Genomic DNA, 14,798 nt, shown 5'->3' with positions numbered 1-14,798 from the left:
ACTGGCGCCGCTTTTTTTCTTATGTGGTTGGCGAAAGCGGAGACGACATCCGATCTCCCCGCAAGGGGGGAGATTGCAGCTTCGCCGGCAGCGATCTCTCAAAGCCCATCCAGCGGAAACTTTAGATACCGCCGGCCATTCGCCTCGGGTTCGGGCAGCCTCCCGCCATTCATGTTGACCTGCAGCGCATGCAGGATCAGCCTCGGCATCGGCAGCGTCCTGTCGCGCGCCTCGCGCAGGGCGACGAACTCGGCCTCGCTGCGGGCGGCGGCAAGATGGGTGTTGGTCGCCTTCTGTATGGCGACCGTGCTTTCCCACAAGGGTTCGCGGCCGCCGGCCTGATAGTCATGACCGACGAACACCCGCGTCTCGTCCGGCAACGCCAGTATGTCCTGGATCGAGCGCCAGAGCCGCGCGGCACTGCCGCCGGGAAAGTCCGTCCTCGCTGTGCCGCTGTCGGGCATGAACAGCGTGTCGTGGACGAAGGCGGCATCGCCGATCACATAGGTGATCGACGCCAGCGTATGCCCCGGCGAGAACAGCACCTTGACCGGAAGCATGCCGACCGTGAAGGTTTCGCCTTCACCAAACAGCCTGTCCCACTGCGAACCGTCGGCGGGAAAATCCGGCCAGTTGTAGATCGCCTTCCACAAATTCTGGACGTCGACGACCCTGTCGCCGATCGCTGTCGGCGCTCCGGTCTTCTCCCTCAGATAGTGCGCCGCCGAGAAATGATCGGCGTGCGGATGGGTGTCGAGGATCCATTCGACGCTCAACCCCTGCTCGCTGACGAAGTCGAGCAGGATATCGGCATTCGTCGTTGCCGTAGCACCGGATTTCTCGTCGAAATCGAGGATCGGATCGATGATGGCGCAGCGTTTCGTCGCCTGGTCGGCGACGACATACTGGATGGCCCCGGTCGGCTTGTCGTAGAAGCCGCTGACCTGCGGCCTGGCCAAAGCTACGTCCAATTCTGGCTTCCCCAACTCTCGGTCGTCAGGAATGATTTTCTCTGACGACACCCGAGAGGAGCATGGTTGTCCGCTCGGGTGAGCCAGTCAAGTATCATTTCGCTCGCGGCGACAGGAAAGCCAAAAACTGTTCCGAGGAGCGGTCAGGCAGAGGGCTGCTTGGTCTTCCGCAGATACGGCAGGATGGTCTCATAAGCGCCGAAGCGCCTGATCGCGTCCTCGTTGGAGACGGCAGCGGTGATGATGACGTCCTCGCCCTGCTTCCAGTTTGCCGGCGTCGCCACCTGATGCTTGGCGGTCAGCTGCATGGAATCGACCGCACGCAGGATCTCATCGAAGTTGCGGCCCGTGGTCATCGGGTAGGTCAGCACCAGCTTGATCTTCTTGTCCGGTCCGATGACATAGACCGAGCGCACCGTGGCATTGTCGGCCGGCGTGCGGCCTTCCGACGTCTCGCCGGCACCGCCCGGCAGCATGTCGTAGAGCTTGGCGACCTTGAGGTCCTTGTCGCCGATCAGCGGGTAGTTCACCGAATGGCCGGTCGCCGTCTTGATGTCGTCCTGCCACTTGCCGTGGCTTTCGATCGGATCGACCGAAATGCCGATGATCTTGACGTTGCGCTTCTTGAATTCGCCTTCGAGCCCCGCCATCGTGCCAAGCTCGGTCGTGCAGACCGGCGTGAAATTCTTGGGATGACTGAACAGGATCGCCCATCCGTCCCCGATCCAGTCGTGGAATTTGATCGTCCCTTGCGTGGTCTCGGCGGTAAAATCCGGCGCAATGTCGTTGATACGAAGGCTCATGATACATCTCCCCTGTAAACGGAACCCGTCGGCAGCGAGGAACGACAAGCGGCAACCCATGCCGCCATCAAGCTGCCCCGCCCGGGCATCGTTGCATCTTAGCGCAAAAATTGTGACTGCAAGATAATATGAAACTCTTGTCGGCGGCACGCGAGCATTTTTATGCTGCCGAATGCTCGGCACGCGGATGAGAGCCTGTTGGGCTGGACAGGAGAGATCCTGCCTCAGCTCTTGTTGACCGCCATTGTCACAGTCAGGTCTTCCATGCGCTGTGCCAGCGCGCTGAGCGCGTTGGTCAGCACGCTATCGCTCTTGTCGGCCTTGGTCAGAGCCTCGTCGCGGGTCTTGCGCAAGGTCAGCACTTCGCTTTCCATGCCCTTGACGCGTTTCTGCAACTCCGAGAGTTCATCCATCACCATGATGCCGGCCATCACGGTCAGCCGCTGATCGCCAATCTCGCCGAACGAGTCCTTCAGGTGTGAAACATAGCGGTCGAAACGTTCGGCAAGGTCTATCAGATGCTCTTCCTGGCCCTCGTCGCAGGCCATGCGATACTGCTTGCCGTCGATTGAAACCGTGACCTGTGCCATCGGGCCAGCTCCTATCTGTCCAACACGGCGCGGATGGTTTCCATGGCGGTCACCAAACGTCGCGAGACTTCCTTGTTGGCATCTTCCAGCCGTTCGGCGCGCGCTTCGGAATTGTCGAGTTCCTGCGCCAGCCGCGAGCGATCGGCGTTCATCCGCTGCACCTCGGCCTCGGCTTCGGAGTAGTCGCGTTCATGCTCGAGCTTGGCCGCGACGGCGTTTTCCAGCCCCTCGATGGCCTTGCCCAGCCTCGCGATGACTTCCTTGAGTGTGGCTTCCCCGGTCATGGCCTTCGTCCTGTGCCCTGCCCATCACCGAATCGTTCACGTTCAGAACGCGTTATCCCTGAAACATTAGGCACCGGGTGAAGGCAACGTCAACAAAGCTCTCGCGACTGTCCCCCGCTAACGCTAATGTAGGTCCGCCGCCGGCATCACAAGACCGGCAAATGTGCACCCGATTTGTTGACTAAAAGCCCGCGCCTGCTATGTGTCGCGCACCCTTTTCAAGGGCTCTCCCAAGCCCCCAACCCCCCACTTCTGGAGGAACCATGACGTCGCGTGAACAACATGACCGGATGGCCAATGCGATCCGCTTTCTCTCCATGGACGCCGTCGAGAAGGCAAACTCCGGCCATCCCGGCCTGCCCATGGGCTGCGCCGACATCGCCACGGTGCTGTTCACGAAGTTCCTGAAATATGATCCGAAGGCCCCCCATTGGCCCGACCGGGATCGCTTCATCCTGTCGGCCGGCCACGGTTCGATGCTGCTCTATTCGCTGCTGCACCTGACCGGCTACGAGGACATGACGATCGACCAGATCAAGCATTTCCGCCAGTTGGGCTCGAAGACCGCCGGCCATCCCGAATACGGCCATGCCACCGGCATAGAGACGACCACCGGCCCGCTCGGCCAGGGTCTCGCCAATTCGGTCGGCTTCGCGCTCGGCGAGCGCATCATGAACGCAGCCTTCGGCAACGACCTCGTCGACCATTACACCTACGTACTGGCCGGTGACGGCTGCCTGATGGAAGGTGTTTCCCAGGAAGCCATCGCGCTTGCCGGCCATCTCAAGCTCAACAAGCTGATCGTCTTCTGGGACAACAACAACATCTCGATCGACGGCCCGGTCTCGCTTGCCGACAACACCGACCAGGTCGCCCGCTTCCAGGCCTCGGGCTGGAACGCCAGCCACATCGACGGCACCGATCCGGAAGCCATCGCCTATGCCATCGAAGCCGCTCGTCACTCCGACAAGCCGACGATGATCGCCTGCAAGACGACCATCGGCTTCGGCGCTCCAACCAAGGCCGGCACCAACAAGGCGCACGGTTCGCCGCTCGGCGCCGACGAGATCGCCGGTGCGCGCAAATTCTTCAACTGGGACTCGCCGCCCTTCGAGATTCCGGCCGACATCCTTGACGCATGGCGCGCCGCCGGTAAAACCGGCGCCAAACCGCGCACCGACTGGGAGGGACGTCTGGCCAAGGCCGAGCCCAAGTTGAAGGCCGAGTTCGAACGCCGCCTCGCCGGCAAGCTGCCGTCGAATTTCGACGCCGTCATCGCCGACTACAAGAAGAAGCTGTCGGCCGACAAGCCGAAGGTCGCCACCCGCAAATCCTCGGAAATGGCGCTGGAGGTCATCAACGGCGCCGTGCCGGAAACCATAAGCGGCTCCGCCGACCTGACCGGCTCCAACAACACCAAGACCAGCCAGACCAAGAACATTACGCCCGACGATTACGGCCAGCGTTATGTCCACTACGGCATTCGCGAACATGGCATGGCGGCCGCCATCAATGGCTTGACGCTGCATGGCGGCCTCATCGCCTATGGCGGCACCTTCCTGTGCTTCTCCGACTATGCCCGCCCGTCAATGCGTCTTGCTTCGCTGATGGGCATCCGCTCGATCTTCGTCATGACCCATGATTCCATCGGTCTGGGCGAAGACGGCCCGACCCACCAGCCGGTCGAGCATCTGGCGGCATTGCGCGCGATCCCCAACCACAATGTCTTCCGCCCGGCCGACGCGGTCGAAACCGCGGAATGCTGGCAGATCGCCCTGGAGTCGGAAAAGACGCCGTCGACCTTGGCGCTGACCCGCCAGAACCTGCCGACGGTGCGCACCGAATTCACGGCCAAGAACCTCAGCAGCCAGGGAGCCTATGAGCTGGCCGCCGCCAGCGGCGAGGTGGCGATAACGATCTTCGCCACCGGCTCCGAGGTCGAGATCGCACTTGGCGCGCGCGAGCTGTTGGAAAAGCACGGCCATCCGACCCGCGTCGTCTCGGTTCCCTGCTTCGAACTGTTCGACCAGCAGAGCGACGACTACCGCAAGAAGACGATCGGCAATGCGCCGATCAAGATGGCGATCGAAGCCGGCATCCGCCAGGGATGGGATCATCTGATCGGCTCAGACGGCATCTTCGTCGGCATGACCGGCTTCGGCGCGTCGGGCACGATCGAGCAACTCTATCCGCATTTCGGCATTACCGCCGAGGCCGCGGCCAAGGCGGCGGAAGCCCGCCTGCACGCCAAGTAAGATTCTGGGCCAGTTCGGCGAAACCGCGAAAACGGCTTCGCCGGGCTGGCTCAACTTAATCGATTTAAATCCACGCCAGTGCGACTGGATTCTTTCTGCTTCCGCCGCTATGAAACTGCAGACCCCTCGTCCGCCCTCCAACTCCCAGGGAGAGAATTATGACCGTCAGAGTTGCCATCAACGGATTTGGCCGCATCGGCCGCAACATCCTGCGCGCTATCCATGAATCCGGCCGCAAGGACATCGACGTCGTCGCCGTCAACGACCTCGGCCCAGTCGAGACCAATGCGCACCTCTTGCGCTATGACAGCGTGCACGGCCGCTTCCCACATGAAGTCTCGGTATCCGGCGACCAGATCACCGTCGGCAAGGAGACGTTCAAGGTCACCGCGATCAAGGATCCGACGCAGTTGCCGTGGAAGGAACTCGGCATCGACATCGCGCTCGAATGCACCGGCATCTTCACCGCCCGCGACAAGGCAGCGGCACACCTGACCGCCGGCGCCAAGCGCGTCGTCGTTTCGGCCCCTGCCGAAGGCGCCGACCTCACCGTGGTCTACGGCATCAACCACGACCAGTTGACCAAGGATCATATCGTAATCTCGAATGCCTCGTGCACCACCAACTGCCTGGCGCCGCTGGCAGCCGTGCTGCACGAAACGGTCGGCATCGAAAAAGGCATGATGACGACGATCCACTCCTACACCGGCGACCAGCCGACGCTGGACACCATGCACAAGGATCTCTACCGCGCCCGCGCCGCCGCGCTGTCGCAGATCCCGACCTCGACCGGTGCCGCCAAGGCGATCGGCCTGGTGCTGCCCGACCTCAAGGGCAAGCTCGACGGCATCTCGATCCGCGTGCCGACCCCGAACGTCTCGGTCGTCGATTTCAAGTTCATCGCCAAGCGGTCGACCACGGTGCAGGAGATCAACGAAGCGGTGATCGCCGCCTCCAACGGCAAGCTCAAGGGCATTCTCGGCGTCACCCATCACCCGAACGTGTCGATCGACTTCAACCACGATCCGCGCTCCTCGATCATGGCGCTCGACCAGACCAAGGTGATGGACGGCAACTTCGTATCGGTGCTGTCCTGGTACGACAATGAATGGGGTTTCTCCAACCGCATGGGCGACACATCGGTCGCCTTCGGCAAGACCATCGCCTGATCACAAAGCTCTCTTTTCGAGACTTGGAACGCCCGGCTTTGCCCGGGCGTTTTTCATGAGCGCAGCTTGCGCCTTCCCAAATTGTGTCCCGGGCGCCAAAACATCCGAAAATCAGCGGCATAGGCCAAAAAGCCACCCTGCCGCCTTGCACTGGTCACGTCTTCGCCCCACTCTCTCGCAAAGCAGGAGACAGACGAATTTGAGGGGCTGATTTCAGGATGGAGCATGCGATCTATCTCGTCACGCTGGTCGGCACAGCGCTTGTCGTCGCCGCCGCGTTTTCGAGCCTGATCGCCTTCCGCTTCGGCGCCCCTCTTCTGCTCCTGTTCCTCTGCATTGGCCTCGCCACCGGCACCGACGGTCTCGGCATCCAGTTCGACAATGCCCGCATCGCCTATTTTGCCGGCTCACTGGCGCTGGCCGTCATCCTGTTCGATTCCGGCTTCGGCACGCCGCTCAACGCCTTGCGGCAGGCAGCCGGCCCGGCGTTGTCGCTGGCGACCTTCGGCGTAATTCTGACCACCGGCCTGTTCGGCGCCGCCGCCCACTATCTGCTCGACCTCACCTGGCTGGAATCCTTCCTGCTCGGCGCCGCAGTCGCCTCCACCGATGCGGCCGCCGTGTTCTTCCTGCTGCGTGCCGGCGAGATCAATCTGCGCGAACGCGTGCGCTCGACGCTCGAGGTGGAATCCGGTACCAATGACCCCATCGCCATCTTCCTGACCATCACGCTGGTCGAGATCATCGCCGCTCATGCCAATCCCGAGACCAACGTCCTGGTCACCAGCCTTTTCCTCGGCTTCCTGCTCAACATGGGCCTTGGCGCTGTCGTCGGCGTGCTCGGCGGCCTCGCCATCGTGCGTCTCGTCGACCGGCTCAATCTCGACCATGGCCTGCTGCCGATCTTCGTGCTGACCTTGTCGTTGATGGTCTTTGCCGCCGCCGGCGCCATTGGCGGCTCGGGCTTCCTGGCGGTCTATATCGCCGGCCTCATCTCGGGCAATTCCGATATCCGCGCCGTCACCATCCTCAAGCGCTTCCAGGACGGCATGTCATGGCTGGCGCAGATCATCATGTTCCTCATCCTCGGCCTGTTCGCGACGCCCTCGCAATTCCCGGCGATCATGGTGCCGGCGGTGCTGCTCGGCCTGTTCCTGATGTTCGTGGCGCGGCCGGTCGCAGTCTGGCTCTGCCTGATTCCGTTCCGCATGCCGCGCCCCGAAGTCGCCTTCGTTTCGTGGGTCGGCCTGCGCGGCGCGGTGTCGATCCTGCTCGCCATCACCCCGCTGCTCGGCGGGCTGGAAAATGGCCGTGTCATCTTCAACACCGCCTTCATCATCGTTCTGGTTTCGCTGGTCATCCAGGGCTGGACGGTCGGACCGCTGGCGCGCCGCCTCGGTTTGATCGTGCCGGCGCGGCTCGGACCGCTGGACAAGGTCGAGCTGGAATTGCCGGGTTCGGCCCATCACGAGCTTCTCGCCTATCGCGTCGCACCCGGCAGCCCGGTGGCGCGCGGCGAGCGCATCCCACGCTGGGCGCGACCCTCGCTGGTGCTGCGTGACGGCCGTTCGATGCGCTTCCAGGACATGGGCCGGCTCGCCGCCGGCGACCAGGTCTACATTTTCGTCCCGGATCGCTATCCGCGCCTGCTCGACAAGCTGTTCGCCAGCCGTGCCGTGGTCGATCCCGAAGATGCCGATTTCTTCGGCGCCTTCGCCGTCGATCCAGCGCGCCCCGCCGCCGAACTGGAAGCAGCCTATACGCCAGGTCTAACCGAAGCGGAGCAAAAGCTCACCGTTGGCGCGCTGGTCACGGCGCGGCTCGGCGGCCATGCCGAATATGCCGACCGCGTGCTGCTCGGCCCGATAGAACTGATCGTCCGCGACGTCGACGACAAGGGGAAGATCATAGGCCTCGGCCTGTCGTTCGAGCCGACCGCTCCGGTGGCGCGGGTGCCGGTCTTCCTCAGCGCCGGAGAAATCGGCGATCGTCTTTCCGCCTTCATCCGCAATTGGCGCAAGCCGACCGAGGCGCAGGCGGACGAGGCGCGGGCGGACGACAAACCGGCCCCGGAGCCAGCGCCGGAAAAGGCAGCAACCGAAAGCTGACAAACCCGCTATTGAGCGCTGCCATTCATCCGCCCGCCGGTGCAAGATCGTGCCCACTTCAAAATTTCGGTTCGAGCGCGCCCTAAGCCTTGCATCGTCGCCGATGCGGGGTATGGTCCCCCGGTTTTTCGCGAAAGGAACCCGCATGGCCGCCTTCAAGACACTCGACGATATCGGCAACATCAGCGGCAAGCGCGTGCTGGTGCGCGTCGACCTCAACGTGCCTGTCACTGAGGGCAAAGTCACCGACGCCACCCGCATCGAACGCATCGCACCGACCATCGCCGAGCTATCGGCCAAGGGCGCCAAGGTCATCCTGCTCGCCCATTTCGGCCGACCCAAGGATGGGCCTTCGCCCGAATTCTCGCTGGAGCCGATCGCCAAAGCCACGGCAGAAGTGCTCGGCCGCCCCGTCGGTTTCGCCTCGGATTGCGTCGGCGACACGGCCGGAAGCGCTGTCGCCGCCATGAACAAGGGCGACGTGCTGCTGCTCGAAAACACTCGCTTCTACAAGGCCGAAGAAAAGAATGACCCGGCCTTCACCGAAAAACTCGCCGCCAATGGCGATATCTTCGTCAACGACGCCTTCTCGGCCGCGCACCGCGCGCATTCTTCGACCGAGGGGCTGGCGCATCTGTTGCCGGCTTTTGCCGGCCGCACCATGCAAGCCGAGCTTGAGGCGCTGGAGAAAGGTCTGGGAAAACCGGTCCGTCCGGTCGTCGCCATTGTCGGCGGCGCCAAGGTCTCGACCAAGATCGATCTGTTGATGAACCTGGTGAAGAAGGTCGACGCGCTGGTCATCGGCGGCGGCATGGCCAACACCTTCCTCGCCGCGCGCGGCACCGATGTCGGGAAATCGCTGTGCGAGCATGATCTCGCCTCAACCGCCAAGCAGATCATGATCGAGGCGGCCGAGGCCGGCTGCGCCATCATCCTGCCGGTCGACGGCGTCGTCGCCAGGGAGTTCAAGGCGGGCGCGGCCTGCGAGACCGTTGCCATCTCCGATGTGCCGGCCGACGGGATGATCCTCGATGTCGGCGCCAAAACCGTGACGACCATCGGCGAATGGATCGACCGCGCCGCGACACTGGTCTGGAACGGCCCGCTCGGCGCCTTCGAGATCGCGCCCTTCGACCATGCGACGGTGGCGGCGGCCAAGCATGCGGCGGCGCGCACCAAGGAAGGCAAGCTGGTCTCGGTCGCAGGCGGTGGCGATACGGTCGCGGCGCTCAACCACGCCGGCGTCGCCGACGACTTCACCTATGTCTCGACCGCAGGCGGCGCCTTCCTGGAGTGGATGGAAGGCAAGCCGCTGCCCGGCGTCGATGTGTTGAAGCGCTGAGGCTCCGAGGCGATCAACACTCGGAGAGCGAACAAGGCCGCCCGAGGCTTCAATCGATTCGAGCTTTCCGATGCCATTCCTTTGGCGGTAGACTTCCGTTAAGCGCGGAACAACCGTTTCAGGAGAAGCAACAATGAGCGAACGTCTCGAAGACATTGCCGCTGCGATCGTCGCCGATGGCAAGGGCCTGCTGGCCGCCGACGAAAGTTCCGGCACCATCAAGAAGCGCTTCGACGTCATCGGCGTCGAATCGACCGCCGACAGCCGCCGCGACTACCGCGAGATGATGTTCCGCACCAGGGACGCGATGACCCGCTACATCTCCGGCGTCATCCTCTATGACGAGACGATCCGCCAGAAGGCCGCCGACGGCACGCCGCTGGTCGACATCATCAAGGCGGCCGGCGCCATCCCCGGCATCAAGGTCGATGCCGGCGCCAAGCCGCTGGCCAGGTTTCCCGGCGACACCGTCACCGAAGGCCTCGATGGCCTGCGCGAACGGCTTGCCGACTACTACAAGCTCGGCGCCCGCTTCGCCAAATGGCGCGCGGTGATCGACATCGATATCGCCAAGGGCGTCCCTTCGGCGACCTCGATCGGCTCCAACGCTCATGCGCTCGCCCGCTATGCCGCCCTCTGCCAGGAAGCCGGCATCGTGCCGATCGTCGAACCGGAGGTGCTGATGGACGGCGCCCACGACATCGACACTTGTTACGACATTTCGAAGGCAACGCTGATCAAGCTCTATGACGAGCTCCATGCGGCGCGCGTCGTGCTGGAAGGCACCATCCTGAAGCCCAACATGGTGCTGGCCGGCAGGAAATCGGGCAAGGTGAGCAGCCCCGAAGAAGTCGCCGAAAAGACCATAAAACTGTTCCGCGAGACAGTGCCGGCAGCGGTGCCGGGCATCGCCTTCCTTTCCGGCGGCCAGGAAGACGAAGAGGCGACCGCCAATCTCAACGCCATCAACGCCATCGGGCCGCACCCGTGGAAGCTGACCTTCTCCTATGGTCGCGCGCTGCAGGCCGCGCCACAGAAAGCCTGGAGCGGCAAAGCCTCGAACGTTGCCGCCGGCCAGGCCGCCTTCACCCATCGCGCCCACATGAACCATCTGGCAGCGCTCGGAAAATGGAAGGCGAGCCTGGAACAGGCCGCCTGATCACAGTCCTTTCTTCCTCCTTCGAACCCGGGCCGATGCGCCCGGGTTTTTTGTTTGTGACTTGCAGGGCTTGGGGCGGAGCCTCTCCGTCCTTATTTCCTCTCCGGCGATGTCGGGTTGCGCCCATCCCCAACGTCCTTGGGATGACATTCAGGGAGAGGTTCATGCATCGCAACAAGATCGTTTCGCGCGAAGACTGGTTCCAGGCGCACAAGGCACATCTGGCGCGCGAGAAGGAACTGACGCGGCTCCGCGAGCGGATCGCCGCGGAACGGCGTGAACTGCCCTGGCTGAAGATCAGGAAAGACTATGTCTTCGAGACCGAACAAGGGCCAAACAGACTGACCGACCTGTTTGGCACTAACAGCCAGCTGATCGTCTATCACTTCATGTTCGGGCCGGGCTGCACCCATCATTGCGAGGGCTGCTCATTCCTTGCCGACCATATCGACGGCGCCAATCAGCATCTGCGGCATCACGACGTGTCGCTGGTCGTGGTTTCGCGCGCTCCACTGGCGGAACTTCTGCCTTACAAGCAGCGCATGGGCTGGAAGTTCGACTGGGTGTCGTCCTATGCCTCGGATTTCAACTTCGACATGCAGGTCTCCTTCACCGACAAGCAGATCGCCGCCGGCTGCACCACCTACAATTTCGAGACCCGTCCACGGACATCGAAGGAGCTTCCCGGCACCAGCGTCTTCTACCGGGACGAGACCGGCGACATCTTCCTAACCTTCATGTCGCGCGCCCGCGGCGGCGAGGCGCAGATCGGCGCCTACGACTATCTCGACATGACGCCGAAGGGCCGCAACGAGAACGGCCCCTATCACGGCCTGATGGATTGGGTGCGGCTGCACGATGAATATCAGGGCAAGCAGGCGGGGCAGGCAAGTTGCTGCGATTGAAGATCGTTCCCGTCGGCCAAAACATGCGCTAAGGCTGCCGCTGATCGTTTAACGGTACTGCCATGCGCTTCCCGGCCCTACTCACCTGGCTCGCCTTCCCGGTCTATATCTGGCAGGGCCTCGGCGTGCGACGCCGCACCACGCGCATGCTGCCGGCGCAAGGGCCGGTCATGCACGAAATATCAGGCGCAGCACCGGCAATCTCGCTTCTGGTGCTGGGCGATTCCTCCGCCGCTTCGGTCGGCATCGGCAATTCGGAAGACGGACTTGCCGCGCAACTCGCCGTACTGATTTCACAAAGCACCGGCCGCGCCGTGCGCTGGCGGGCGGCCGGCTTCAATTCGGCAACGTCCGGCCAGATCCGCGACCATGTGCTGCCCAATCTGTCGGCCGATCCGTGGACGCATATCGTGCTGGCCATCGGCACCAACGACACCAAGAATTTCCACTCCGTGCCGCGCTTCAAGAAGGAGTTCGGTGGCCTGCTCTACGGCCTGCGCGCCAAATGGCCGGAAGCGCGCGTGGTGTGGTCGCCGGTGCTGGAGTTCACGCGGGCGCCAGCCATGCCGCCGCTGCTCGGAAAGATCCTTGAGATCCGCGCCACCGACATGAACCGGATGGGCGAACGCCTTTGCCTGGAGCGCGGCGCGGTGCCGGCGCCGCGCCTGCCGATCACCAATCCGGAAGCCGGCTTTGCCTCGGACGGCTTTCACGCCTCGGAAGCAGGCTACCGGGCCTGGGCCGAGCATCTGGTCGGCCCGGTGCTTGGCCATTGAGCAGCGACGACAAGTGCCGTCCTACGTCAAATGCCCGAGCACGGCCGCCAGTGAAATCGCGGCCATGGCGAGCAGTGCCAGCTTCCAGAAATCACCGCGTCGCTTGAGGCCTGGCCAGCCAAGCGGCTTGATCAGTTGAATGACCATGAAACCGACGATGACAAGGGCGAGGAATTTCGTCATGCCGCCTTTGACCAGCAACGCGCCCGGCTGTCAAAGCACGTCGTTCATTGCCTGAGAAAGAACGGACGCCGAGATCCCGAACCGGAACGCGGCGCCCTTTGACCGGCAAACGATCTACTTCAGCGGCTTGAGGCCGGCCTCGATCGAAGCGCGCTTCGGTTCGAGGAATGGCGGCAGGGCGAGGCTTTCCCCCAGCGTCTCCAGCGGCTCGTCGGCGGTGAACCCCGGACCGTCGGTTGCGATCTCGAACAGGATGCCGTTCGGCTCGCGGAAGTAGAGCGAACGGAAATAATAGCGCTCGACCTCGCCGCTCGACGGCAGCCGGAACTCGGCCAGCCGCGCCGTCCATTGATGCAGCGTTTCCTGGTCCGGCGCCCTGAAGGCAACATGGTGAACCGCACCGGCACCTTGCCGTGCCGGCGCCAGTCCCGGCTGCACCAGGACATGCAGCTCCGCCGCCGGCCCGCCCTCGCCCATTTCGAAGACGTGAACCTGGCCCTCCGGCGAGGCATAGTCGCGCGCCTTGCGCATGTTCATCACCGTGGTCACCACCGCCTCGGTGTTGGTGATGTCGGGAACGCTGATGACGATCGGCCCGAGCCCGCGGATCTGGTGCTCGGCCGGTACCGGGCTTTGCGCCCAGGGATGGCTGCCGCCCTTGCCGCCATCGCTGACCAGGCGCAGACGCTGGCCCTCGGGATCTTCGAAGTCCAGTGACGCATAACCGCCGATGTCGCCGATCTCTCCTGTTGCCAGGCCTTCGTCGGTCAAGTGTTGCTTCCACCAGGCAAGGCTCTCCTGGCTGCCGACCCTGAGGCTGGTCCGCACGATGCTGTGCGTGCCGCGCCGCTCGCGGCCGACCGGCCAGTCGAAGAAGGTAAGGTCGGTGCCCGGTGTCGCTTCGCCGTCGGCATAGAAGAGGTGGTAGGCCGAAGTGTCGTCCTGGTTTACGGTCTTCTTGACCAGCCGCAGACCCAGCACCTTCGTATAAAAATGAAGATTGCCAGGCGCATTGGCGGTGATGGCGGTCAGATGGTGGATACCTGTCAGTTGCAAGCTCATCGTCGTCTCCCTGCTGTTGGGGAACAATTTTCTCCCTCCATATCAGAACTGCGGCCACCCCGCTGAAGGCCTCGTCTTCCGACAGTCCGTCGCCGGAAACTGAACAGCGGCGCCCAGAGCACGTCCTCGCTATGAACAATCGGAAGTCGCGAACCTGCCTTTGGCACCGTTCGATGCGGCGAAAAGCGATGCCTTGCCTGCGGTGTGCGCACCGGTCGCAACTATCGTCTCGCGCCTGACACCCTCCTGACAGACTGCTGTCAGGAGGGGTATGCGATAGTACCTCCATACAGAGAGAGGAGACTGGCCATGAACGGTTACACCATTCTGCGCGGCATGCAGCACTATGTCGGCAAGATCCGCACGATGCGCAACGAGATCCGCACCCAGCGGTTCATGAACTCGCTGCCGGCGGATATTCGCAAGGATATCGGCTGGCCGGACATGTATGCGGACCGTGGCCCTCGCGGCAATTGAAGCCAATTTTTCGACCCGGCGAGTGGATGTGGGCGCGTCAACGCCCAGATAACAGGTCCGGTGCGTGAGGAATGGGAGCGAGCTTATGCCCGAACAGAAGACGATCGGTTTCCTTTTCATCGAAGGTTTTGCCGACTGGGAGTATGGGCTGCTGGCGGCCTCGGCGGTCGAATGGTTCGGCGCCCGTGCCGTGTCGCTGACGCCTGATGGCAACCCAGTGGCCGGGATCAGCGGCTTTCGGCTGACGCCTGATCGATCGGCCGGGGCGGATGAGAATGATGATCTCGACGCCATCGCCGTCATCGGCTCCGATGAGTGGGCCGGCAAGGCACCGCCCGATGTTGCCGATCTGCTCAATGCTGTTGCATCGCGCGGCGGCGTGGTCGGCGGCATCTGCGCCGGCACGCTGGCGCTAGCCCGCGCCGGCCTGTTCGAGAAGGCCAGGCATACGAGCAATGGCCGCGACTGGATCAATGGTCATGAGGCCGGCTATGCCGGCGACAGCCTCTATCAGGATGTGCCGCATGCCATGGCCGACGGCAAAATTGTTTCCGCGCCAGGCTCGGCGCCGGGCACCTTCGCGCTCGCCTTTCTGAAGACGCTCTACCCCGAAAGAGGCAGCGATCTCGCTCGGATGCGAACGCTGTTTGCCAAGGAGTATGCTGAAGCCTCCTGACAGTATGCTGTCAGGAGGGCCGTGCAATGGTGCCAGCT

General features: G+C 63.1%; 15 protein-coding genes. 9 read left to right on the top strand and 6 right to left on the bottom strand.

Features of this window, described 5'->3' with window-relative positions; all coding sequences use genetic code 11:
* Nucleotides 1-98 precede the first annotated feature (98 nt).
* From P3C39_RS22585 to P3C39_RS22570, 4 genes are all read right to left on the bottom strand, one after another.
* Nucleotides 99-971 carry an MBL fold metallo-hydrolase gene (locus P3C39_RS22585; RefSeq protein WP_275954352.1) on the bottom strand — a complete coding sequence of 291 codons (873 nt, stop codon included), beginning with the start codon at nt 969-971 and terminating at the stop codon, nt 99-101.
* Nucleotides 972-1,114: 143 nt separating this feature from the next.
* On the bottom strand, nt 1,115-1,774 hold the full coding sequence (locus P3C39_RS22580) for a peroxiredoxin (RefSeq protein WP_275954353.1): 660 nt from the start codon (nt 1,772-1,774) through the stop codon (nt 1,115-1,117).
* Between the two features lie 224 nt (nt 1,775-1,998).
* On the bottom strand, nt 1,999-2,364 hold the full coding sequence (locus tag P3C39_RS22575; protein ID WP_013529252.1) for a cell division protein ZapA: 366 nt from the start codon (nt 2,362-2,364) through the stop codon (nt 1,999-2,001).
* A gap of 11 nt (nt 2,365-2,375) precedes the next feature.
* On the bottom strand, nt 2,376-2,648 hold the full coding sequence (locus tag P3C39_RS22570) for a DUF4164 domain-containing protein (RefSeq protein ID WP_013529251.1): 273 nt from the start codon (nt 2,646-2,648) through the stop codon (nt 2,376-2,378).
* Between the two features lie 263 nt (nt 2,649-2,911).
* Between P3C39_RS22570 and tkt the strand changes: the two genes are divergently transcribed.
* From tkt to P3C39_RS22535, 7 genes are all read left to right on the top strand, one after another.
* Complete coding sequence (gene tkt / locus P3C39_RS22565) at nt 2,912-4,903, top strand: transketolase (RefSeq protein ID WP_275954354.1); 1,992 nt, start codon at nt 2,912-2,914, stop codon at nt 4,901-4,903.
* Between the two features lie 158 nt (nt 4,904-5,061).
* Nucleotides 5,062-6,072 carry a type I glyceraldehyde-3-phosphate dehydrogenase gene (gene gap, locus P3C39_RS22560; RefSeq protein WP_063173206.1) on the top strand — a complete coding sequence of 337 codons (1,011 nt, stop codon included), beginning with the start codon at nt 5,062-5,064 and terminating at the stop codon, nt 6,070-6,072.
* 218 nt (nt 6,073-6,290) lie between these two features.
* Complete coding sequence (locus P3C39_RS22555) at nt 6,291-8,180, top strand: potassium/proton antiporter (protein ID WP_275954355.1); 1,890 nt, start codon at nt 6,291-6,293, stop codon at nt 8,178-8,180.
* Nucleotides 8,181-8,325: 145 nt separating this feature from the next.
* Nucleotides 8,326-9,522, top strand: a complete 1,197-nt coding sequence (locus P3C39_RS22550; protein ID WP_275954356.1) for a phosphoglycerate kinase — start codon at nt 8,326-8,328, stop codon at nt 9,520-9,522.
* A gap of 133 nt (nt 9,523-9,655) precedes the next feature.
* A complete protein-coding gene (locus P3C39_RS22545; RefSeq protein WP_064993257.1) occupies nt 9,656-10,681 on the top strand; it encodes a class I fructose-bisphosphate aldolase in 1,026 nt (341 codons plus the stop codon).
* Nucleotides 10,682-10,845: 164 nt separating this feature from the next.
* On the top strand, nt 10,846-11,586 hold the full coding sequence (locus P3C39_RS22540) for a thioredoxin family protein (RefSeq protein WP_064993258.1): 741 nt from the start codon (nt 10,846-10,848) through the stop codon (nt 11,584-11,586).
* Nucleotides 11,587-11,648: 62 nt separating this feature from the next.
* The gene (locus P3C39_RS22535; RefSeq protein WP_063173209.1) at nt 11,649-12,362 is read left to right on the top strand and encodes an SGNH/GDSL hydrolase family protein; all 714 of its coding nucleotides are present in this window, start codon (nt 11,649-11,651) and stop codon (nt 12,360-12,362) included.
* A 21-nt stretch (nt 12,363-12,383) separates the two neighbouring features.
* On the opposite strand, the gene P3C39_RS22530 is transcribed toward P3C39_RS22535, so the two are convergent.
* Both P3C39_RS22530 and P3C39_RS22525 read right to left on the bottom strand, forming a co-directional pair.
* Nucleotides 12,384-12,545, bottom strand: a complete 162-nt coding sequence (locus P3C39_RS22530) for a hypothetical protein (protein ID WP_023810961.1) — start codon at nt 12,543-12,545, stop codon at nt 12,384-12,386.
* Between the two features lie 114 nt (nt 12,546-12,659).
* The gene (locus tag P3C39_RS22525; RefSeq protein WP_024502993.1) at nt 12,660-13,607 is read right to left on the bottom strand and encodes a ring-cleaving dioxygenase; all 948 of its coding nucleotides are present in this window, start codon (nt 13,605-13,607) and stop codon (nt 12,660-12,662) included.
* 309 nt (nt 13,608-13,916) lie between these two features.
* Here P3C39_RS22525 and P3C39_RS22520 point away from each other — a divergent pair, with 309 nt between their 5' ends.
* Entirely contained in the window at nt 13,917-14,084 is a 168-nt protein-coding gene (locus tag P3C39_RS22520; RefSeq protein ID WP_013529241.1) for a hypothetical protein, read from the top strand.
* Nucleotides 14,085-14,169: 85 nt separating this feature from the next.
* Nucleotides 14,170-14,760 carry a DJ-1/PfpI family protein gene (locus tag P3C39_RS22515; protein WP_064993261.1) on the top strand — a complete coding sequence of 197 codons (591 nt, stop codon included), beginning with the start codon at nt 14,170-14,172 and terminating at the stop codon, nt 14,758-14,760.
* The last annotated feature ends 38 nt before the right edge of the window (nt 14,761-14,798 follow it).

It is taken from the genome of Mesorhizobium sp. XAP4, assembly GCF_029269325.1.
In the GTDB taxonomy this organism is placed as follows: Bacteria; Pseudomonadota; Alphaproteobacteria; order Rhizobiales; family Rhizobiaceae; genus Mesorhizobium; species Mesorhizobium ciceri.
The sequence above is the reverse complement of the archived record's forward strand: the minus strand, read 5'-3'. Positions and strand labels throughout refer to the sequence as shown.

What these genes read in the sequence shown, in the direction of transcription:
- P3C39_RS22545 (WP_064993257.1), top strand. Translation starts at nt 9,656, where the DNA reads ATGAGCGAACGTCTCGAAGACATTGCCGCTGCGATCGTCGCCGATGGC.
- P3C39_RS22550 (WP_275954356.1), top strand. Translation starts at nt 8,326, where the DNA reads ATGGCCGCCTTCAAGACACTCGACGATATCGGCAACATCAGCGGCAAG.
- P3C39_RS22575 (WP_013529252.1), bottom strand. Translation starts at nt 2,364, where the DNA reads ATGGCACAGGTCACGGTTTCAATCGACGGCAAGCAGTATCGCATGGCC.
- P3C39_RS22515 (WP_064993261.1), top strand. Translation starts at nt 14,170, where the DNA reads ATGCCCGAACAGAAGACGATCGGTTTCCTTTTCATCGAAGGTTTTGCC.
- P3C39_RS22580 (WP_275954353.1), bottom strand. Translation starts at nt 1,774, where the DNA reads ATGAGCCTTCGTATCAACGACATTGCGCCGGATTTTACCGCCGAGACC.
- gap (WP_063173206.1), top strand. Translation starts at nt 5,062, where the DNA reads ATGACCGTCAGAGTTGCCATCAACGGATTTGGCCGCATCGGCCGCAAC.
- tkt (WP_275954354.1), top strand. Translation starts at nt 2,912, where the DNA reads ATGACGTCGCGTGAACAACATGACCGGATGGCCAATGCGATCCGCTTT.
- P3C39_RS22540 (WP_064993258.1), top strand. Translation starts at nt 10,846, where the DNA reads ATGCATCGCAACAAGATCGTTTCGCGCGAAGACTGGTTCCAGGCGCAC.
- P3C39_RS22520 (WP_013529241.1), top strand. Translation starts at nt 13,917, where the DNA reads ATGAACGGTTACACCATTCTGCGCGGCATGCAGCACTATGTCGGCAAG.
- P3C39_RS22570 (WP_013529251.1), bottom strand. Translation starts at nt 2,648, where the DNA reads ATGACCGGGGAAGCCACACTCAAGGAAGTCATCGCGAGGCTGGGCAAG.
- P3C39_RS22525 (WP_024502993.1), bottom strand. Translation starts at nt 13,607, where the DNA reads ATGAGCTTGCAACTGACAGGTATCCACCATCTGACCGCCATCACCGCC.
- P3C39_RS22535 (WP_063173209.1), top strand. Translation starts at nt 11,649, where the DNA reads ATGCGCTTCCCGGCCCTACTCACCTGGCTCGCCTTCCCGGTCTATATC.
- P3C39_RS22555 (WP_275954355.1), top strand. Translation starts at nt 6,291, where the DNA reads ATGGAGCATGCGATCTATCTCGTCACGCTGGTCGGCACAGCGCTTGTC.
- P3C39_RS22530 (WP_023810961.1), bottom strand. Translation starts at nt 12,545, where the DNA reads ATGACGAAATTCCTCGCCCTTGTCATCGTCGGTTTCATGGTCATTCAA.